Source organism: Azohydromonas australica DSM 1124, assembly GCF_000430725.1.
In the GTDB taxonomy this organism is placed as follows: domain Bacteria; phylum Pseudomonadota; class Gammaproteobacteria; order Burkholderiales; family Burkholderiaceae_C; genus Azohydromonas; species Azohydromonas australica.
Genome location: NZ_AUMO01000032.1, coordinates 173,767 through 194,192, shown reverse-complemented (window position 1 = coordinate 194,192; position 20,426 = coordinate 173,767). Strand labels below are relative to the sequence as shown.

General features: G+C 70.8%; 18 protein-coding genes. 7 read left to right on the top strand and 11 right to left on the bottom strand.

Going from position 1 to position 20,426, the window contains the following annotated elements:
• Positions 1 to 175: 175 nt before the first annotated feature.
• Together H537_RS52340 and H537_RS52335 are read left to right on the top strand one after the other, a co-directional pair.
• A complete protein-coding gene (locus H537_RS52340; RefSeq protein ID WP_211234964.1) occupies positions 176 to 2,437 on the top strand; it encodes a 3-hydroxybutyrate oligomer hydrolase family protein in 2,262 nt (753 codons plus the stop codon).
• Complete coding sequence (locus H537_RS52335) at positions 2,434 to 3,918, top strand: tannase/feruloyl esterase family alpha/beta hydrolase (protein WP_156901403.1); 1,485 nt, start codon at positions 2,434 to 2,436, stop codon at positions 3,916 to 3,918. Before H537_RS52340 ends, H537_RS52335 begins: the two co-directional genes overlap by 4 nt.
• Before the next feature lie 21 nt (positions 3,919 to 3,939).
• Here H537_RS52335 and H537_RS0104815 read toward each other — a convergent pair whose 3' ends face one another.
• Together H537_RS0104815 and H537_RS41200 are read right to left on the bottom strand one after the other, a co-directional pair.
• Positions 3,940 to 4,341, bottom strand: coding sequence for a hypothetical protein (locus H537_RS0104815; protein WP_028996993.1), 402 nt, complete (start codon positions 4,339 to 4,341; stop codon positions 3,940 to 3,942).
• 36 nt (positions 4,342 to 4,377) lie between these two features.
• Positions 4,378 to 6,219: a PHA/PHB synthase family protein gene (locus H537_RS41200; protein WP_084150428.1), complete on the bottom strand. Its 1,842-nt coding sequence runs from the start codon at positions 6,217 to 6,219 to the stop codon at positions 4,378 to 4,380.
• A 158-nt stretch (positions 6,220 to 6,377) separates the two neighbouring features.
• Here H537_RS41200 and uvrA point away from each other — a divergent pair, with 158 nt between their 5' ends.
• The 4 genes from uvrA (at position 6,378) to H537_RS0104790 (ending at position 11,329) form a co-directional block, all read left to right on the top strand.
• A complete protein-coding gene (gene uvrA / locus H537_RS41195; RefSeq protein ID WP_043458196.1) occupies positions 6,378 to 9,275 on the top strand; it encodes an excinuclease ABC subunit UvrA in 2,898 nt (965 codons plus the stop codon).
• Positions 9,276 to 9,628: 353 nt separating this feature from the next.
• Positions 9,629 to 10,258: a 2-hydroxychromene-2-carboxylate isomerase gene (locus tag H537_RS0104800; RefSeq protein ID WP_028996992.1), complete on the top strand. Its 630-nt coding sequence runs from the start codon at positions 9,629 to 9,631 to the stop codon at positions 10,256 to 10,258.
• Positions 10,258 to 10,929: a dienelactone hydrolase family protein gene (locus H537_RS0104795; RefSeq protein ID WP_043458195.1), complete on the top strand. Its 672-nt coding sequence runs from the start codon at positions 10,258 to 10,260 to the stop codon at positions 10,927 to 10,929. Before H537_RS0104800 ends, H537_RS0104795 begins: the two co-directional genes overlap by 1 nt.
• Positions 10,919 to 11,329 carry a response regulator gene (locus H537_RS0104790; protein WP_084150427.1) on the top strand — a complete coding sequence of 137 codons (411 nt, stop codon included), beginning with the start codon at positions 10,919 to 10,921 and terminating at the stop codon, positions 11,327 to 11,329. Before H537_RS0104795 ends, H537_RS0104790 begins: the two co-directional genes overlap by 11 nt.
• Positions 11,330 to 11,432: 103 nt before the next feature.
• Here the strand turns inward: H537_RS0104790 and bfr are convergent, their stop codons facing one another.
• Positions 11,433 to 11,900 carry a bacterioferritin gene (bfr, locus tag H537_RS0104785; protein WP_028996989.1) on the bottom strand — a complete coding sequence of 156 codons (468 nt, stop codon included), beginning with the start codon at positions 11,898 to 11,900 and terminating at the stop codon, positions 11,433 to 11,435.
• Positions 11,901 to 12,133: 233 nt separating this feature from the next.
• On the opposite strand from bfr, the gene H537_RS41190 reads away from it, so the two are divergent.
• Positions 12,134 to 13,309 (top strand): alpha/beta hydrolase family protein, encoded by a 1,176-nt coding sequence (locus H537_RS41190; RefSeq protein WP_051241850.1) that lies wholly within the window; start codon positions 12,134 to 12,136, stop codon positions 13,307 to 13,309.
• A 6-nt stretch (positions 13,310 to 13,315) separates the two neighbouring features.
• On the opposite strand, the gene H537_RS0104775 is transcribed toward H537_RS41190, so the two are convergent.
• The 8 genes from H537_RS0104775 to H537_RS41185 all read right to left on the bottom strand — a co-directional run bounded on the left by H537_RS0104775 (position 13,316) and on the right by H537_RS41185 (position 20,426).
• Positions 13,316 to 13,891 carry a cytochrome b/b6 domain-containing protein gene (locus tag H537_RS0104775; protein ID WP_238446604.1) on the bottom strand — a complete coding sequence of 192 codons (576 nt, stop codon included), beginning with the start codon at positions 13,889 to 13,891 and terminating at the stop codon, positions 13,316 to 13,318.
• Positions 13,884 to 14,165, bottom strand: coding sequence for a PepSY domain-containing protein (locus H537_RS0104770; RefSeq protein WP_043458194.1), 282 nt, complete (start codon positions 14,163 to 14,165; stop codon positions 13,884 to 13,886). Before H537_RS0104770 ends, H537_RS0104775 begins: the two co-directional genes overlap by 8 nt.
• 168 nt (positions 14,166 to 14,333) lie before the next feature.
• Entirely contained in the window at positions 14,334 to 14,678 is a 345-nt protein-coding gene (locus tag H537_RS0104765; protein ID WP_028996985.1) for an SWIB/MDM2 domain-containing protein, read from the bottom strand.
• A 263-nt stretch (positions 14,679 to 14,941) separates the two neighbouring features.
• Positions 14,942 to 16,057, bottom strand: a complete 1,116-nt coding sequence (locus H537_RS0104760) for an alpha-hydroxy acid oxidase (RefSeq protein ID WP_043458193.1) — start codon at positions 16,055 to 16,057, stop codon at positions 14,942 to 14,944.
• 10 nt (positions 16,058 to 16,067) lie between these two features.
• Complete coding sequence (locus tag H537_RS0104755) at positions 16,068 to 16,751, bottom strand: Fe2+-dependent dioxygenase (RefSeq protein ID WP_028996983.1); 684 nt, start codon at positions 16,749 to 16,751, stop codon at positions 16,068 to 16,070.
• A gap of 86 nt (positions 16,752 to 16,837) precedes the next feature.
• A complete protein-coding gene (locus tag H537_RS0104750; protein ID WP_043458192.1) occupies positions 16,838 to 19,114 on the bottom strand; it encodes a TonB-dependent receptor in 2,277 nt (758 codons plus the stop codon).
• Positions 19,115 to 19,216: 102 nt separating this feature from the next.
• A complete protein-coding gene (locus tag H537_RS0104745; protein WP_028996981.1) occupies positions 19,217 to 19,636 on the bottom strand; it encodes an ExbD/TolR family protein in 420 nt (139 codons plus the stop codon).
• 34 nt (positions 19,637 to 19,670) lie between these two features.
• Positions 19,671 to 20,426 (bottom strand): MotA/TolQ/ExbB proton channel family protein, encoded by a 756-nt coding sequence (locus tag H537_RS41185; RefSeq protein WP_043458191.1) that lies wholly within the window; start codon positions 20,424 to 20,426, stop codon positions 19,671 to 19,673.

The following is a 20,426-nucleotide window of genomic DNA, read 5'->3' as shown; positions in this document are numbered from 1 at the left end:
CCGAGCCGGGCCGCCGATCCGCTCCATCCCCGGGTTGTCCCGCATCGGGTCTTTGCCTAAGCGATCACGCAACTGCCCCCGCGAGGCAGGCCCCCGTAGCCTGGGACGTTCGCTTCGAACTGCCGCGGGTGAGGGATGACGAGGCCCGCGTTGCACAACACGTCAAGGAGATGTGATGTCCGTGGAAAGCATCCGTATCCCGCGCCGCCTGCCCGTGGCGGCCGCTGCCGCGCTGCTCTGCGTCCCGCTCGCGGGCTGCCTGGGTGGCGGTGACGACCCGCCCATTAACACCCTGCCGGAGAACACCGCCTCGCTGTCGCGCACGGCCTACACCGCCACCGCGCGTGGCGCCGGCACCACGGCCGACACCCAGGACCTGCTCACCGCAGGCCTGGGCCGCACCGGGCTTGCCAGCACCTCGCCCACGCCTGCCTACGCCGACCCGCTCAACCCCACGGCGCTGGAGCTGCGGCGCAACGCCATCCTCTCCAACTACCGCGGGCTGGTGGATACCACCGTCACCGCCACCACCAACGGCGGCTTCGGCACGCTGTTCGGCCCCAACATCGACCTCGCCGGCAACGACACGCTGGGCGAGGGCCTGATCCCCGGCGTCGAGTACATCGGCGTGCTCGACAACCCCGAAGGCACCAAGCGCGTGACGATGGCGGTGCAGGTGCCCGCCAGCTTCAACCCCAGCGATCCCTGCGTTGTCGTGGCGCCGTCCTCGGGCTCGCGCGGCGTGTACGGCGCCATCGGCACCGTGGCCGAATGGGGCCTCAAGCGCGGCTGCGCGGTGGCGATGACCGACGCAGGCAAGGGCATCGGTCTGCACGACCTGGCGGACGACAGCGTCAACCGCGTCGACGGCACCCGTGCCGCGCGCAGCGCCACGGCCACCGGCTCGCCCGCCAACTTCGCGGCGCAGCTCACCGACGCCGTGCGCAGCGCCTTCCTCGCCGCCTTCCCCGGCCGCGTCGCGCTCAAGCAGGCGCACTCGCAGCTCAACCCCGAGAAGGACTGGGGCAGCGACACGCTGGGCGCCGCGCGCTTCGCGCTGTGGGTGCTCAACGAGGAGTACGGCACCGCGCTCCTGGGCACCAGCTACAAGCTGCGCCGCTACGACCCCGGCAACACGCTGGTGATGGCGGCCTCGGTGTCCAACGGCGGCACGGCCGTGCTGCGCGCCGCCGAGCTCGACACCGAGGGCCTGATCGACGCGGTGGTGGCGGGCGAGCCCGGCGCCTCGCCGCAGCTCGCGACCACGTCCTACGGCGTGCAGCAGGGCGGCGTCGCGGTGGGCGGCTACGGCAAGCCGCTGTACGACTACTTCAGCTTCGCCAACCTCTACCAGCCCTGCGCGGCCCTGGCGCCGGAGGCCTCGATGGGCGCCGAGGTGTCCTTGCACAACTACATGACGCTCACGGGCATGAACGCGCGCGCGGCCAGCCGCTGCACCGCGCTGGCCGCGGCCGGGCTGGTCAGCGGGGCCGACACCGCCACCCAGGCCACCGACGCGCTCAACCGGCTGCGCAACTACGGCTGGGGCACCTACAACGACACCATGCACAACGCCCATTACGGGCTGGGCAACGCCTGGATCGTCACCAGCATGTACGCCAACGCCTACGGCCGCTTCTCGGTGGCGGACAACGTGTGCGGCGTCAGCTTCGCGGGCGTGGATGCCACGGGCAGCCCCGCGCCGCTGGCCACGGCCACCGCCGCGACGCCCCTGCAGAAGGCCCAGAGCTTCGCGGTGGCCAACGGCACGGCCAACGGCACCCCGGCCGCGGTGATCGTCAACAACTCGATGGGCGGCGCCAAGCGCTGGGACCTGGCCGTCTCGCCCAGCACCAACACGGCGGACTTCGGCTTCGACAGCGCGATGTGCCTGCGCGCGCTCTACACGGGCACCGACCCGCGCACCAACGCGCCGCTGACCGCCACCACCACCCCGACGCTGGAGCAGAGCCAGCGCGTGCGCACCGGCATCACCGAGACGCTGGCCACCGCCAACGTGCGCGGCAAGCCCACGCTGATCGTGGCGGGCCGCAGCGACGCCCTGCTGCCGGTGAACAACGCCGCGCGCGCCTACGTGGCGGCCAACCACGTGGCCGAGGGCGCGGCCAGCCCGGTGCGCTATGTCGAGGTCACCAACGGCCAGCATTTCGACGGCTTCCTGGGCTTCACCGGCTTCGACACCCGCTACATCCCGCTGCACGTCTACTTCGTGGACGCGCTGAACGCCATGTACGCGAACCTGAAGTCCGGCACCGCGCTGCCGCCCAGCCAGGTGGTACGCACCACGCCGCGCGGCGGCACGCCCGGCGCGGCGCCGGCGCCCACGCGCGCCGTCAACCTGCCGGCCATCGCCGTCTCGCCGGCGGCGACCGACGTCATCGGCTTCAGCGGCAACGCGATCAACGTGCCGAACTGACGCCCTCCGCACACCAGCCGGCTCCCACGCCGGCTGCGCTCTGCAAGCCGGGCCGCTTTCGCGGCCCGGCTTTTTCATGCGGCGGCGGCTACAGCGGCACCGTGCCGAACGCGGCCGGCAACGTGCCCGCCGGGCCCGTGGACCAGCCCCTGCCGCTGGCGCGCGGCTACGCCGTGTTCGGCAGCGACTCGGGCCACCAGTCGCTGCGCCCGCCCGCCGGGGCGAGCCGCGACGGCAGCTTCGGCGCCAACCTGGAGGCGCGCCGCAACTTCGCCGGCGACGCCCTCAAGAAGACGCGCGACACCGCCGTCGCGCTGATCGGGGCCTACTACGGCCGCGAGGTGCAGCGCACCTACTTCGCCGGCGGCTCCACCGGCGGGCGCGAGGCGCTGCTGGCCGTGGAGCGCTGGCCGCGGGACTTCGACGGCGCCATCGCGCTGTACCCGGCCTGGAACGCGGCGGTGCTGAACCTGCACTTCGGCCGCATGACGCGCGCGCTGGCCCAGCCCGGCGCCTTCCCGGGGCTGCCGCAGCGCCAGGCGCTGTACAAGGCCGCGCTGCAGGCCTGCGACGCGCTCGACGGCGTGGAGGACGGCCTCATCAGCCACCAGGCCGCCTGCGACACCAGCTTCGATCCGGCCACCGCCACCGTCGGCGACCAGCCGCTGCGCTGCGCCCCCGGCACCTCCGGCGACGGCTGCCTCACGGACGCGCAGATCGCCGCCTTCAAAGTGCTCAACACCCCGACCGTGCCCACCTTCACGCTGCCCAGCGGCGAGAAGAACTACCCCGGCCTGACGACCTGGGGCACCGACTTCGGCTTCGCGGTGCCCAACCCGGCGCAGTCCGCGGTGCTGACGCTGGGCCTGGGCACCGACGCGCCCAGCGCCTATCCCATGACCGGCGTGGGCCTGGCCAGCCTGACGGGCGTGGCGACCAGCCCGCCTTACAGCAGCACCTTCTGGGACCAGTGGGTGCGCTACTTCGTCACCGACGACACGATGTTCAACTCCCTGGCGCTGGACCCGGAGCGGCCGGGGGTGTGGCAGCAGCGCATCGTCCAGCTCATCGAGCTGCAGGACGCCAACCGCACCGACTTCTCGGTCTTCCGCGCCCGCGGCGGCAAGCTGCTGCTGGCCCATGGCGTGCATGACGCGCTGGTGAGCAACCGCGCCACGCAGCAGTTCGTGGTGCGCGTGCGCAAGACCATGGGCGACGCCGCCACCGCCAGCTTCCTGCGCTACTACGAGATCCCCGGCTACGGGCACTCGGTCAGCAACCAGTTCGGCGCCGCGTGGGACTCGCTCACGGCGCTGGAGAACTGGGTGGAGCGGGGCGTGGCGCCGATGAACCAGGTGGTGGCCGACACCGTGGGCGTGCCGGGCCGCACGCGCCCGCTGTGCGAGTACCCGAGCTGGCCGCGCTACCAGGGCACGGGCGACGTGAACCAGGCCGCCAGCTTCAGCTGCGCCACGCGCTGAGCACGGGGCCCTCGGCCCGGCTCAGCGCAGCACCTGCACCGTCGCCACCGCGCTGTCGGCGAACTGGCCCACGTCGTCCACGGCGCGGGCGAAGAACTGCGTGAGCGGGGCCGCGTCGGTGGGCAGCACGACGTTGAGCTGGTAGGGCGGCGTGAACTGGATGCCCAGCCGCACGGCGCTGCCGTCGGGCAGCAGCTGGTAGAAGGCGACGTAGTCCACGTGGTAGTCGTCACGCGCGTCGGCCAGCAGCGCGACGGTCTGGCCGGGCACGGCCTGCGTGGGCGAGACCGCCAGCGCCACGCCGGGCGGGTCATCATCCGGACCGACGCCCACCCAGACGCCGCCGCCGCAGCCGCCCAGCAGCAGCGTGGCGGCCAGCAGCGCCGCCCCGGCAGCGCGCCGGGACCCGCGGCGCGGGCTCATGGTCGAGGCGGCCGGACGGCGCCGGCCGCTCCCATGTCAGTCGTGGTAACGCACATGCACGTAGCTCCCTGGAGCGGGTTCAAGCCCTTGCGGCACGGGGCGTGCCGGCACCCGGCCGCGGCTGTGCTCCACCAGCCAGTCGTGCCAGGCCGGCCACCACGAGCCCTCGTGCGGCGTGGCGCCCTGCAGCCACTCGTCCGGCCCGGCCCAGTGCGCGCCATGCGCCACGCGCCGCATCCGAAACCGCCGCCGCGCATGGCCGGGCTCGGAGACGATGCCTGCGTTGTGCCCGCCGTTGGTCAGCACGAAGCTCAGCTCGGTGTGCACCAGCCGGTGCAGCTGGTACACCGAGCGCCAGGGCGAGACGTGGTCCAGCTCGGTGGCAACGCAGAAGATGGGCTGGCGGATGTCGCCCAGCGACACCGGGCGCCCCTGCACCGGGTACTCGCCGTGGGCGAGCTGGTTCTGGAGGTGGCAGCGGCGCAGGTACTGGCTGTGCATCACGGCGGGCATGCGCGTGACGTCGGCGTTCCAGGACATGAGGTCGTTGGGCTGCAGCCGCTCGCCAAGCCAGAACTCGCGCATGCGGGTGGACCAGATCAGCTCGCGCGAGCGCAGGAACTGGAAGCTCTCGGCCATCTGCCGCCCGGTGAGGAAGCCGCGCTCGGACATGACGTCCTCCAGCAGCTCGACCTGCGACTCGTCGATCAGCACGCCCAGCTCGCCCGGTTCGGTGAAGTCGGTCTGCGCCGCCAGCAGCGTCACGCCCGCAAGCCGGGGCAGCCGGTCGGCGCCCTCCACCTGGCCCGGCCGCGCCAGCGCCGCCGCGGCGATGGACAGCAGCGTGCCGCCCAGGCAGTAGCCGCAGGCCTGCACGGGCTGGTCGGGGATCTGCCGCGCGATGGCCGCCAGCGGGTCCAGGATGCCCAGCTCCAGGTAGTCGTCCAGGCTCAGCAGCGCGTCGCTCTCGTCGGGGTTGCGCCAGGACAGGATGAACACCGTGTGCCCCTGGTCCGTCAGCCACTTCACCAGCGAGTTGTGCGGCGAGAGATCCAGGATGTAGTACTTCATGATCCAGGACGGGACGATGAACACCGGCTCGGCCTGCACCTCCTCGGTGGTGGGCGCGTACTGCAGCAGCTCCACCAGGCGGTTGCGGTGCACCACCTGCCCCGGCGTGAGCGCCAGGTCCACGCCCGGCAGGTAAGGGTGCTCGGGCGGCGCCAGCGGCTCCAGGCCGTGGCGGCGGCGCCAGGTGTCCAGCCGGTTGGCAAAGCCGTCGGCCAGGTTCGCCCCCTGGCGCTCGGCGGTGCGGCGCAGCACCTCGGGGTTGGTGAAGAAGTTGTTGCTGGGCGACAGCATGTCCAGCCACTGCTGGGAGAAGAAGCGCACCACCTGCGCGTGGTGCGCCGTCATGCCGCGCAGCCGGCTGGCGTCCTGCCACCAGTGCTGCGCCGCCTGGTGCGCGCGTGCCAGCGGCGCGAAGGGCCACTGGTGCCAGGACGGGTCGCGAAAGCGCGTGTCCGCGGCCAGCGGGCCGCTGCAGTCGCCGCTGACGCAGTCCGACAGCGCCTCCAGCGCATGCTGCTGGGCGGAGAGCGCCAGCCGTGCCGAGTTGGCCGGCTGCGCCGCCAGGTGCCAGCTCCAGTCCGCCAGCGCCAGGCCCAGCGAGATGGGCGACAGCCCGCCCGTGACCTGCGCGGCGGCGGCGTGCAGCACGCGGTCCATGGCGTAGGCCGCCCGGTGCGCGTCCGGCGCATCGGCGCCCGAGGGCTTCTCGGGCACCTCGGAGAGTGACACCACGGGAGCCGCCGGCGGCAAGGCGGCTGTGGTGGCGGGAACCGAATCAGCGAAACGCCGCAGGGTGTCGTCGTTCATCGGGGGACGTATACCGAAGCGGCGGCATACCGCCATCGGGGGATCGCCCCATCCCCCCTCGGCGGGTTGACAGGACTTGCGCCGTTGACCCCGGGTCCGGCCCGAGCGCCGCGGGCGCTGGCTATGATGGCCGGTTGTCCAGCGCTGAGTGAAAACCCTTGAATCCCGAGACGCCTGCGATCCGCGTGCGCGGCGCGCGCACCCACAACCTCAAGAACATCGACCTGGACCTGCCGCGGCAGGCGCTGGTGGTCATCACGGGCCTGAGCGGCTCCGGCAAGAGCAGCCTGGCCTTCGATACCCTGTACGCCGAAGGCCAGCGCCGCTACGTCGAGAGCCTGTCGGCCTACGCGCGGCAGTTCCTGCAGCTGATGGACAAGCCCGACGTGGACGTGATCGAGGGCCTGTCGCCCGCGATCTCCATCGAGCAGAAGGCCACCAGCCACAACCCGCGCTCCACCGTCGGCACCGTCACCGAGATCCACGACTACCTGCGCCTGCTCTACGCCCGCGCGGGCACGCCGTTCTGCCCGCAGCACGCGCTGCCGCTGCAGGCCATGAGCACGGCGCAGATGGTGGACACGGTGCTGGCGCTGCCCGAAGACTCCAAGCTGATGCTGCTCGCCCCCGTGGCGCGCGCCCGCACGGGCGACTTCGCGCCGGTGCTGGCCGACCTGCAGGCGCAGGGCTACGTGCGCTTTCGCATCGACGGGCAGGTGGTGGACATCGACAGCCTGCCCGCGGCGGACGGCCGCGCGCATGACATCGACGTGGTGGTGGACCGCGTGCGCGTGCGCGCCGAGGACACCGGCACCGGCGGCAGCGGGGGCCTGCGACAGCGGCTGGCCGAGAGCTTCGAGACCTGCCTGCGCATCGGCAACGCGCGCGCCCTGGCGCTGGAGATGGACAGCGGGCGCGAGACGCCCTTCAGCAGCCGCTTCGCCTGCCCGCACTGCGACTACTCGCTCACGGAGCTGGAGCCGCGGCTGTTCTCATTCAACTCGCCCACGGGCGCCTGCCCGTCGTGCGACGGCCTGGGCCACGTGACGGTGTTCGACCCGGAGCGCGTGGTCGCCTTCCCCTCGCTGAGCCTGGCCAGCGGCGCCATCAAGGGCTGGGACCGCCGCAACAGCTACACCTACGGGCTGCTGGAGGCGGTGGCCAAGCATTACGGCTTCGACCTGGAGCAACCCTTCGAGGAGCTGGAGCCGCAAGTGCGGCAGGTGCTGCTGCACGGCTCGGGCACGGAGGAGATCGAGTTCACCTACGAGGCCGAGGGCGCGCGCGGCAAGTCGCGCTCGGTCAAGCGCTCGCACCCCTTCGAAGGCATCCTGCCGCTGCTCACGCGCCGCCTGCGCGAGACCGACTCCGCCGCCGTGCGCGAGGAGCTCATGCGCATGCAGCACGCGCAGTCCTGCCCGGAGTGCCGCGGCACGCGGCTGCGGCGCGAGGCGCGCCACGTGTTCCTGCACGCCGCGGACGCCGCGCCGGGCGAGACCGGCAAGCCCATCTACGAGGTCGAGCACGCGACGCTGGCCGACGCGCTGGCGTACTTCGAGGGCCTGACGCTGCGCGGCGCCAAGGCGGCCATCGCCGACAAGATCGTCAGCGAGATCCGCAACCGGCTGCGCTTCCTCAACGACGTGGGGCTGAACTACCTGAGCCTGGACCGCAGCGCCGACACGCTCTCCGGCGGCGAGGCGCAGCGCATCCGGCTGGCGAGCCAGATCGGCAGCGGCCTGACCGGCGTGATGTACGTGCTGGACGAGCCCAGCATCGGGCTGCACCAGCGCGACAACGAGCGGCTGATCGGCACGCTGCAGCACCTGCGCGACCTGGGCAACTCGGTGCTGGTGGTGGAGCACGACGAGGACATGATCCGCGCCGCCGACTACGTGGTGGACATGGGCAAGGGCGCGGGCGTGCACGGCGGCGAGGTGATCGCGCGCGGCACGCCGCGAGAGGTGATGGACCACCCCGAATCGCTCACCGGTGGCTACCTGGGCGGGCGGCTGCGCATCGAGGTGCCCAAGCAGCGGCGCGCGTGGGAAGCGGGCACGGGGCTGCGCATCGTCAACGCCTCGGGGCACAACCTCAAGGGCGTGAGCGTGGAGATCCCGGTGGGGCTGCTGACCTGCGTCACGGGCGTCTCGGGCTCGGGCAAGAGCACGCTGGTCAACGACACGCTGTACGCGGCGGTAGCGCGCAAGCTCTACAACAGCAACCTGGAGCCGGCGCCGCACGAGGCGATCGAGGGCCTGGAGGCCTTCGACAAGGTCATCAACGTGGACCAGAGCCCCATCGGCCGCACGCCGCGCTCCAACCCCGCGACCTACACGGGGCTGTTCACGCCGATCCGGGAGCTGTTCGCCGAGGTGCCGGCGGCGCGCGAGCGCGGCTACGGGGCGGGGCGCTTCAGCTTCAACGTCTCGGGCGGGCGCTGCGAGGCGTGCCAGGGGGACGGCGTGATCAAGGTGGAGATGCACTTCCTGCCGGACGTGTACGTGCCCTGCGACGTGTGCCACGGCGCGCGCTACAACCGCGAGACGCTGGAGATCCTCTACAAGGGCCGCAACATCACGCAGGTGCTGGGCATGACGGTGGAGGAGGCGGCGGCGTTCTTCTCGGCCGTGCCGACGATCTCGCGCAAGCTGCAGACGCTGCTGGACGTGGGCCTGGGCTACATCACGCTCGGCCAGAGCGCGACGACGCTCTCCGGCGGCGAGGCGCAGCGGGTGAAGCTGGCGCTGGAGCTGAGCAAGCGCGACACCGGTCGCACGCTCTACATCCTGGACGAGCCGACCACGGGCCTGCACTTCGCCGACATCGAGCTGCTGCTGCGGGTGCTGCACCAGCTGCGCGACGCGGGCAACACCATCGTGGTGATCGAGCACAACCTGGACGTGATCAAGACGGCGGACTGGCTGATCGACATGGGCCCCGAAGGCGGCTCGGGCGGCGGGCGGGTGATGCTGGCGGGCACGCCGGAAGATCTGGCCGCCTGCAAGGACAGCCACACCGGGCGGTTCCTGGCGCCGCTGCTGGAGCGGGGATAAGGCGACCCGGGCGTGGTGCTGTTCCCGCCCGTGACGCGGGGGCGGGTTGCCGGTGGCGCGGCAGCGGTGCGGCGAGGGCCGCGGCCGGCGCATGCCTTTCCATGGCGGGTTCCAGGCGCAACTGTCGCGTTCTGGCAAGCGCCATGTGAGCAAATGTAATCCTCTCGGCTACAGTCCCATTCACCGCCGTAGCGGGCAATGAATCTGCTGCGCAGCAGCAAGGCCGGGGCGGCGCGTCGGGTCGGGCCCTGGCCGCGGAGGCACCCATTTGCGGTCCAAGCGCCCATCCGGAGGAGGGACGCGGCGGATCGGCTATGGTGCCGGTCCTTTGTCGCCCTGGACGGTTGTCGTACATGAGCCTCGCCATCGACTACTACTTCGCCCCGCACTCGCCGTGGGCCTATCTGGGCCACCAGCGCTTCCAGGACATCGCGCGCCAGCACGGCGCCGAAGTCCGCGTGCTGCCGGTGGACCTGGGCGGACGCGTGTTCCCGCTCACCGGCGGGCTGCCGCTGACCAAGCGCGCGCCCGAGCGCCAGGCCTACCGGCTCCTGGAGCTCAAGCGCTTCAGCGAATGGCTCCACGCGCCGCTGAACCCCACGCCGCGCTACTTCCCCGTCAATCCCGACGACGCGGCCAAGCTCATCATCGCGGTGGACCTGCAGGACGGCACCGACGCCGCCATGGCACTGGCCGGCGCAGTGATGCGCGCGCTGTGGGTCGAGGAAAAGAACATCGCCGACGAGGCCACGCTGGCCGAGCTGCTCAAGGCGCAGGGCCTGAAGCTCGCGCGGCTGGACGACGCCCATACCCAGCGCGTGCACCAGCGCTACGAGGAGGACTCGCAGCGCGCCATCGAAGCCGGCGTCTTCGGTGCGCCCAGCTACGTCATCGACGGCGAGATCTTCTGGGGCCAGGACCGGCTGGACTTCGTCGAGCGCCGCCTGCAGCACTACAAACCACAAGAGAACGGAGACCATTGATGTCCCTACAACCCTTGCAGGCCACCGACGGCCACCGCTTCGACGCCTTCATCGAGCTGCCCCAGGGGCGCCCGCGCGGCGCGCTGGTGGTGCTGCAGGAGATCTTCGGCGTGAACTCGCACATCCGCGCCGTGGCGCGCGGCTACGCCGACGAGGGCTACGTCGCCATCGTGCCGCCGCTGTTCGACCGCCTGGAGCACGGCGTGGAGCTGGGCTACGGCGAGGACGACGTCAAGCGCGGGCGCGAGCTGAAGGCCGCGGCCATGGCGCAGCAGGACCTGGTGCTGCAGGACATCGCCGCTGCCATCGCCGAGGGCGCGAAGCACGGCAAGGTGGGCATCGTGGGCTACTGCTGGGGCGGGCTGATGGCATGGCTATCGGCCGGCAAGCTCGACGGGCTGTCGGCGGCCATCAGCTACTACGGCGCCGGCATCCCCGACCAGGCGGCACTGCAGCCGCGCTGCCCGGTGCTGGCGCACTTCGGCGAGCGCGACCACCTCATCCCGCAGACGCAGGTGCAGGCCTTCACGCAGGCACGGCCCGAGGTGCAGGTGCACGTGTACCCGGCCGACCACGGATTCAACTGCGACCAGCGCGCGGCCTTCGAACCCGAGAGCGCCGCGCTGGCCCGCCGCCGCTCGCTGGACTTCCTGCAGCAGCATGTCGGTTGATCGCGCAGCCTCGTCGGCAGGCGCCGACCGTGCGCCGCGACGCGTGCTCTACATCGAGGACGAGCCGCTCAACGCGCTGCTGATGACGGAGATGTTCCGCGGCCACGAGGGCTGGTCGCTGCAGATCGAGCCCGACGGTGCCTCGGGCCTGCGCGCGGCGCGCGAGGATGCGCCGGAGCTGCTGCTCATCGACATGAACCTGCCCGACATGACCGGACTGGAGCTGATCGCGCAGCTGCGCGCCGACCCGGTCACGGCCCGGTTGCCGTGCATCGCGCTGTCGGCCGACGCCATGCCCGAGCAGGCCCGCGCGGCCAAGCACGCCGGCTTCGACGACTACTGGACCAAGCCCATCTCCATCGCGCAGATGTGGGTCCAGCTGGCGCAGTGGCTGCCCTGAGCAACGCCATAGGCGCCGTGCGCTGAACGATGCAAAAGCACAGGCCGCCCAAGGGCGGCCTGTTGCATGGAGAGGGAGGCCGCGGCTGCGGCCGCAGGCCCGCTCAGCCCATCTGGCTCTGCAGGTAGTTGGGCAGGCCCACGGCCTGGATCAGGCCGAGCTGCTGCTCCAGCCAGTGGGCGTGGTCTTCCTCGGTGTCCTCCAGCATCGGCAGCAGCAGGTCGCGGGTGACGAAGTCGCGCTCGCGCTCGCACAGCGCGATCACCTCGCGCAGGTGGTTGATCACCGAGTACTCGACCGCCAGGTCGTTGCCCAGCACGCTGGGCACGTCCGTGCCCACGTTCAGCGGCGCGGGCACCATGTTGGGCCGCCCGCTCAGCATCAGGATGCGCTTGATCAGCGCGTCGGCGTGGCCGGTCTCGTCCTCCATCTCGTGCGAGATGCGCGCGGCGAGCTTGCCGTAACCCCAGTCCTCCAGCATGCGCGAGTGGATGAAGTACTGGTCGCGGGCGGCAAGCTCGCCGACAAGCAGCGCGTTGAGGGCATCGAGGACGGCGGGATGGCCTTGCATGGCGGAGCACGAAGCAGGTTGTAAAGGCGGCATCATGCCTGCGCCCCGTGAAACGGGGAGTGGGAAGGTCTTGACACGGCACAATAAAAGTACGTGGGCAACGAACCCTTCGTGGGCCGGCCCAACACGATGCGCGCTAGACCAGAGCGCGCGGCGCAAGACCAAGCAGGGAATACACGATAGGAGAGCGCGCAAGCCGGCGCGGCAGGGGAGTGGGGTACGCGGGCGCGACGTTGAAAGGTCGGGCTTGGCGCGCCGGTGGGCTGGCGCTGGCGGCGCTGGCGATGGCCTGGGCGCCGTGCCGTGCAGGCGCCGGTGACACCCCTGCCGCGCAGCAGCCTGCCCCCGCCGAGGCGGCACCGCCCGCGCCGGCGCGCGTGCCGCTGGAGCATTTCGCGCGGCTGCCGATGTTCACGGGCGTGTCGCTCTCGCCCAACGGCGCGCGCCTCGCGGCGCTGGTGAACCGCGGCGAGGACACGCTGCTCGTCACCCGCGACGTGGACGGCGGCGAGCTGCGCGCGCTCATGAAGACCGACAACCTGAAGTTCCGCTTCCGCTGGGCGCGCTGGGTCGGCAACGAGCGGCTGCTGGTGAGCGTCATCTACCCGGGCCGCCGCGGCTTCACGGGCACGGTGGAGAAGGCGGTCCGCATCCAGGCGCGGGACGGGCTGTCGCTGGCGGCCTACCTCACGCACGCGCGCAACGGCGGCACGGCGCCGGGCCCGCTGGTGCTGCTGCCGCATGGCGGGCCGTATGCCCGAGACGACGCGAGCTTCGACCCCTGGACCGAGCTGCTGGCGAACCGGGGCTACACGGTGCTGCAGGTGAACTTCCGCGGCTCCAGCGGCTACGGCGCCGAGTTCCAGAAGGCCGGGCTGCAGCGGTGGGGCCAGGAAATGCAGGAAGACCTGGAGGACGCGGTGCAGTGGGCGGTGTCGCAGGGCGTGGCCGATCCGCGGCGCATCTGCATCGTCGGCGCCAGCTACGGCGGCTATGCCGCGCTGATGGGCGTGGTCAAGACGCCGCACCTGTACCGCTGCGCGGTGAGCTTCGCCGGGGTGTCCAACCTGACTGACCTGGCGCTGCACTGGACGGAGTTCATCGGCGGCAAGGAAGGCTCGCGCCGGGTCCTGGGCAACTGGTGGCAGGACCGGGAGCGGCTGCGCGCCACCTCGCCGGCGCTGCAGGCGCAGCGCATCGAGGTGCCGGTGCTGCTGGTGCACGGCACCGCGGATCGCCGCGTGCCGGTGGAACAAAGCCGCGACATGGCGAAGGCGCTGGCAAGCGCCGGCCGGAGCTACCGCTACATGGAGCAGGAGGGCGGCGACCATCACTTCAGCCGCCAGGCGCACCACACGGAGTTCCTGCGCGAGCTCGAAGCCTTCCTGCAGGCGCACCTGGCGCCCTGAAAAAGCTCAGCGCCGGCGTTCGTCGGCGCGCTTGCGGCCGGTGAGCATCGAGGCCGGCAGGTTCTCGCGCCAGTGCCAGCTCATGCCGGCCACGCCCAGGAGGTGCACCACCACGCAGGCGACCAGCGCATCGGCCAGCCACTGGTGCAGCTCGATGGGCCAGTCCTCGCCCCAGAAGGCGTCGAGCCGGCTGACCCAGCCCGTGAGGCCCAGCAGCAGCACCAGCGCCCACAGCAGCCACACCATCCACAGGCCCAGCGGGTCGTGGCCGACGTGCCGCGGCGCGCCTTGGCGCAGGTAGGTGCGCGTGGCGCCCAGCGAGGGCTTCAGGTGCGACAGGTCAGCGTAGCCGCGGCGCGCAAGCAGCGCCCACAGCAGCCGCGCCACCACCGCGCCGACGGCCACGTAGCCCACCGTGCGGTGCAGCCGGTCGCCGTCGTCGCGCACCCAGTCGAAGAGCACCGTGGCCGCCAGCGTCCAGTGCGCCAGGCGCACGACGGCGTCCCACACGCGCACGGCGGTTGACGCGGCAACGTCGGTGCTGCCCGTGCCGCGGTGCACCCGCGGCGCGGACTTACTCACCGTACTCGGTCTTGACCGGGTTGAGCGTCTTGGCGTCGTAGTAGATCTCGACCTTGCGGCCGTCCGGCGCGCGGCCGTAGATCTCGTAGCAGTTGCCGTCCACCTTGAACTTGTTGATCTTGTAACCCTGGGCCTCGATGCGCGAGCGCGCCTCGTCCTCCTTCAGCCACTCCTCCTTCGGGTAGGCCTTGCAGTTGGCCTTGGCCATGACGGCGGTGGAGCCCAGGCTGGCGACCAGGCCCAGCGTGGCGGCGACGAGAACGAACGGCTTCATGGCATCCCTCTGTGCAATGGGGTGAGTCGGTTATGAATGACTTCAGCCTACCACACGAATGCGAATGGTTCTCATGAAGAGCCCGCAAGGTACTGCCACGCGGGCATGAAAAAAGCCGGCGCGGGGCCGGCTTTTCGATGACGTGGGCGCTGGAGCGCGCCCGGACGATCACTTGAGGTGTTCGTTGATGAGCTTGGTCATCTCGAACATCGACACCTGGGGCTTCTTGAAGATGTCCTTCAGCTTGGCGTCGGCGTTGATCATGCGCTTGTTGGCAGCGTCCTGAAGGTTGTTGGCCTTGATGTAGTCCCACACCTTCTTCGTGACCTCGGTGCGCGGCATCGGCTTGTCGCCGATGACGGCCGCGAGCTGGGCGCTGGGCTTCATCTCCTTCATGAAGGCAGCGTTGGGGCTGCGCTTGCCCTCGGCGGTGGCCGCCGACTCGGCCTTCTTGGCGGCCGGGGCCTTCTTCGCCGCGACCGTCTTGGACGCAGCTTTCTTTGCAGTTGCCATTTGGAATCTCTCCATCAATTACTGAGTTGATGCGCCGGGTGGGGCGAAGGCTGCATGAACCCTCTTTTCTCTGCGGCACCCTGCAGGGCAAATGGTACTGCGCCCCTAGGGGAGTGAGAAGCCGCAGCCACTGTTTTCCCTCTGGGAAACCGTTTCCGGAAGCTGTCGCGCCATCATAAAGCGGGCATTTGTGGCACCACGGCATCAAAACAGGCCGACGCACGGTCCAAGCCGGGCCGTCCAAGGCTCAGGAATGCGCCAGCTCAAGCCGGCGGATCGAGCAATTCGGGGCCGATGCCGGCCACGCCGGCACAGCCGCACAGCGCCATGGCGATCTCGAATTCGTCGCGCACGAGCCGCAGCACATGGGCCACGCCCAGCGCCCCGGCCGTGGCCAGGCCGTGCAGCACCGGTCGGCCCAGCAGCACCGCGTGCGCGCCCAGCGCCAGCGCCTTGAGCACGTCGGTGCCGCGGCGGATGCCGCCGTCCACCAGCAGCGGCAGCGCACCGCCCAGCGCATCGGCGATGCGCGGCAGCGCGCGCGCGGTGCTCACCGCCGTGTCCAGCGTGCGCCCGCCGTGGTTGGAGACGATCAGCCCGGCCACGCCCAGCGCCAGCGCCTGGCGCGCGTCGGCCGGGTGCAGCACGCCTTTGAGCAGCAGCGGCAGCCTCGTGGCCGAGCGCAGCCAGGCCACGTCATCCCAGGTCGGTGCCTGCGCGACCACCTGGGCGAAGAAGTCCTGGGCCTGCGGCGGCGACGGTTGCGGACGCAGGTTGACCGCCGAAATGCCCGGCGGCAGGCAGAAGCCGGCGCGGCGCTCCCGGTCGCGCGCGCCGGAGGTGGGCGCATCGACCGTGAGCACCAGCGCCTCGAAGCCCGCGGCCTCGGCGCGCTGCACCAGCTCCAGCGTGTGGCCGCGCTCGCGCTGCAGGTAGAGCTGGAACCACAGCGGCCCGCGGTCGGCCTCGTCGCGCACCAGCGCGGCGACGTCCTCCAGCCGCTGGCTGGCCTGGGCGCTGAGCACCATGCCCACGCCCTGCGCCGCGGCGGCCAGCGCGGTGGCGGCCTCGCCGTCGGCATGGGCCAGGCGCTGGAAGGCCATGGGCGCCACCAGCAGCGGGCTGGCCAGGCGCCGGCCCAGCAGATCGATGCCGGCGCAGCCACCGGCCAGCGGACGCAGCACGCGCGGCAGCAGCCGCAGCGCGTCCCAGGCCTCGCGGTTGGCGCGCAGCGTGATCTCGTCGCCCGCGCCGCCGCACAGGTAGGCCCAGGCGGCGGGGTCCATGCGCTCGCGCGCATGCGGCTCGTAGTCGGCGGCACTGGCGATGCCGGCCGGGATGCGCGGCCGCGCCGCGGCGTCAGGGGCGTTGCTGCTCATGGCGCGGCCTTCAGGTGTCGGCCCACATGCGCAGCAGGTTGTGATAGGTGCCGGTAAGCCCCACGGCCTCGGGCGTCTCGCCCTCGCGCTCGCGCAGCCGCATGAGGTTCATGTCCAGGTCGAACAGCAGCCGGCGCTGCTCGTCGCTGCGCACCATGCTCTCGACCCAGAAGAAGCTGGCCAGCCTGTAGCCGCGCGTCACCGGCGCCACGCCATGCACGCTGGTGCCGGGGTAGAGCACCATGTCGCCGGCCGGCAGCTTCACGCGCTGGCTGCCGTAGGTGTCATCGATGACCAGCTCGCCGCCGTCGTACTCCTCGGGCTCGGCGAAGAACAGGGTGCAGGAGATGTCGGTGCGCACGCGCACGTTGCGCTCGGCGGTGTGGCGCACCGCCATGTCCACGTGCGGCCCGTAAGTGTTGGCGGTGCCGCCGTAGCGGTTGAACATGGGCGGCAGGATGCGCTTGGGCAGCGCCGCCGAGAAGAAGAGGGGATGGCGCTCCAGCGCCCGCAGCACGATGCCCTGCAGCGCCTGCGCCTGCTCACAACGCGTGGGCAGCTGCTCGTTGTTCTTGACCGCGGCCGACTGCGCGCCGGCGGTGGCGAGGCCGTCGATCCAGGGCGCGTCGCGCAGGATCTCGCGGCACTGCCGCAGCTCGTCGGGGGTGAGGACTTCGGGAACGTGGAGCAGCATGGGCGCACCCGTCATGAAGGAGTGGAAGCGGGAACGGCGGCCGTCCTGGAGCAGGAGCGGCCGCCGCGGTCAGAGGAGCGGGGGGATCAGAAGCGGCTGATCAGCTGCGCCTGAACGAGGCGGCCGAAGCCGGGAATGTAGTGGCCGCGATAGAGCGAATCGGCGTAGTACTTGTCGGCCACGTTGTTGACGTTGACCTTGAGCGAGACCTTGTCGCTGAAGGTGTACTCGCCCATCAGGTCGAAGGTGGCCCAGCCCGGAGCGCTCCACGGCAAGCCGCCGTTCTGCGTCGAGATGTCCGCCGGCGACTGCTTGCTGCGGAAGTTCACGCCCGCGCCCAGGCGCAGCTGGGGGAGCACCTGGTAGGTGGTCCAGATGGTGCCGCTGTGCTTGGGCGTGAGGCCCGGACGGTCACCGGCGCGGTTGCCGAAGCTGGCATTGGAGGCCGTGGCATCCACCTTGGCTTCCGGGATCCACATGTAGGAGCCGTACACCTCCCACTTCGGCGTGATTCGGCCGGTGAGGTCGATCTCCAGGCCCGTGGCATGGCGCTTGGCCGAGAGCAGATAGGCCTCCTCACCCAGCGGGCCTTCGGTGGCGTCAGTGTTGCGCTCGTTCTTCTTGGTCGAGCGGAACAGGGCCAGACGGGTGGTGAAGCGGCCGTCCGCGCTGTCGAGCTTGGCACCGAGCTCCAGGTTCTCGCTCTGCTCCGGATCCGTGTTGGCGCTGAAGGCGCTGTAAGAGTAGGAGTCACCTGAGGTGTTGAAGGAGGTGCCCCAGGAGAAGTGGTAGGACTGCAGCTCGTTGGGCTGGAACAGCACGCCCACGCGCTTGCTCCACTCGCCGATGTTCTGCTCGTAGCTCGTCGTCGTGACAGGGCCGGGCGCGTTGGCCGGGATCGCGAACTGGTTGAACGAGCCCTTCATGTGGTCGTAGCGCACGCCGCCCAGCACCTTCCACTTCGGGGCCACCTGCACCATGTCCTGCGCGTACACGCCCCAGGACTTGGCCACGAACTGGTTCGCGTCGCGCAGCGTGCGCAGGCTTTCGTCCACCCACGCGCCGTCGTTGGGCGTGCCCACCGTGGTGTTGGGCTTGACGGGCACCACGCCGCCCTGCACGGCGCTGCGCGCCGTGTAGACCTGCTTTTCCTCACGCGCGAAGTCCACGCCGGCGAGCACGCTGTGGCGCATGCCCAGGGCGTCGAACTTGGTGCTGAGGTCGCTTTGCAGCTGCAGCGTATCCAGGTTCTGAATCTTCAGAGGGGTCCCGCGGGTGAGCACCGTGCTGGGTCCGAAGTTGCTCAGGTCCACCGCGGCCGAGTTGAGCGGCGTGCCGGCGAAGCGGATGGTGGAGGCATGCTGGTCCCGCGCGAACTTGCCTTTGCGCAGCGTCGTGCGCAACTCAGTGGTGTTGTCGAAGCGGTGCAGGTGGCTGAGCGTGGCAAGGCGGGCCGAACCGTCGTTGTAGTCGCTGGCCATGCCGTAGTAGGTGGAGGGGTCCAGCCCCGGCAGCAGCGTGTTGGTCGAGCTGGGGCTGGCAGCCGTGGGCTTGATCCAGGGCATGCCGTAGTTCATGCCGTTGTTGTTGTTCAGGTAGAACCCGGACAGGGTGAACTCGTCGTTGGTGCCGATGCCGGTGCGGAAGGAACCGGCAAAGCCGCCCTTCTCGATGCTGCTGCCCGCGCCGTTGTTGTCGGCCTTGGTGTACATCGTGTTCAGGCGCACCGCCGACTCTTCACCCGTCTGGATGTTGAAGTCGCCGGTGAAGCGGCGGTAGCTGTGGTTGCCGGCCGTCACGCGCACCTCATGCTCATCGCTGAGCTGCGGCAGCTTGCTGACCTGGTTGACGGCGCCACCGGTGGAGCCGCGGCCGAAGAGCATCGAGGCCGAGCCGCGCAGCAGCTCCAGGCGGTCGTAGTTGAAGGTGTCGCGCTCGTAGAAGGCGGGCTCGCGCAGGCCGTCCACGTAGATGTCGCCGGCCTGGGCCAGCGAGAAGCCGCGCAGCCGGATGTCCTCCTCGCCGCCCTCGGCGGCCATGAAAGTCACGCCAGCAGTGTTCTTGAGCGTTTCCTTGAGCGTGTCGAGGTTGCGGTCCTCGATCAGCTTCTCGGTGGCCACCGTCACCGACTGCGGGATGTCGCGCAGCGCCTGCTTGCCCTTGCCGATGGTGGTCGTGGTGGTACGCAGGCTGTCGTTGCCCTTGGGCTCGCCGGCGGCCTTGGCGCGCACCGCGGGCATCACGGCCTCGGTTTCCTTGGCCGGGGCCTCGGCCTGCTGGGCCATCGCGGCGCCGGCGATGCTGAAGCCGGCGGCCAGGGCGCCCAGCGGGAGCAGGGCGCGGCGGTCGTTCTTGTGGGTCATGCGAATACTCCAGGTTGAGTTCGGCCAAGGCGCACGCGGCGCCTGAAAAATCGGCAGGAAACGGGGGAGGGCGCGCGGCGACGGCGCGGCGCGCCCGGGAGATCAGGGCGTCTCGGGCGTGCTGACGAAGCCCACCTTGGAGAGCCCGGCCTTGGAGGCATCGGCCAGGGTCTCGGCCACGAAGCGGTAGGCCACGGCCTGGTCGGCGCGCAGGTGCACCTCGGGCTGCGGGTCCTTGGCGCCCTCGACGACAAAGCGCGCTGCGGACTCCTCGCGGCTCACGGGCTCGCCGTTCCAGAACAGCTGGCCGGTGGCGTCGATGGCGAACTCGACCTTCTGCGGCGGCGCCTGGTTGACCGCGCTGCTGGCCTTGGGCAGGTCCAGCTTCACGGCGTGGGTGAGCAGCGGCGCGGTGACGATGAAGATCACCAGCAGCACCAGCATCACGTCGATGAGCGGGACCATGTTGATGTCGGACACCGGCGCGGATGAGGACTTGCGGTCGAAGCTGGCGAAGGCCATGGCAGGAACTCCTTGAGGTCGCGGGGATGAGGCCTCAACCGGCCGTGCGCAGGCCGCGCACGTTGCTGCCCGGCTCGACAGCCGGCTCGGTCGCCGCGGGCTTCATGGTCTGGCCCATGGACAGGAAGGTCAGCAGCTCGAAGGCGAAGGCGTCGAGCCGGGCGTTGAGCACCCGGTTGCTGCGCGTGAAGGCGTTGTAGGCCACTACCGCGGGGATCGCCACGGCCAGGCCGATGCCGGTCATGATCAGCGCCTCGCCCACCGGGCCGGCGACCTTGTCCAGCGTGCCCGCGCCGCTCATGCCGATGGCCAGCAGCGCGTGGTAGACGCCCCACACCGTGCCGAACAGGCCCACGAAGGGCGCGGTGGCGCCGACGGTGGCCAGCGCGGTCAGGCCGTTCTCCAGCCGGGTGGTCTCCTCGTCGAGCACCTTCTTGATGGTGCGGGTGACGAAGTCCTGCGCCGAGCCGGCCTCGCTGAGCTTGGCCGCGCCGTACTTGGCGTGATGCGATTGCGCATGCATCGCATGTGCAGTCAGGTGCGAAAACGGGTCGTGCGAGCCGTGGGTGGTGATCTCGTTGCCCACTTCCTCCAGCGAGCGCGCGTCCCAGAAGAACTTGAGGAAATGCTCGCTGCGCTTCTTGCGCAGGACGTGCGCGATGCCTTTGATGGCGATCAGCGCCCAGGACAGCACCGACATGCCCACGAGGATGAGCAGCAGGCCCTTGCCCACGGCATCGCTTTGGCCCAGGAAATGGGCAAAGCCCACGGCGGTTTGGGGATCGTTCAT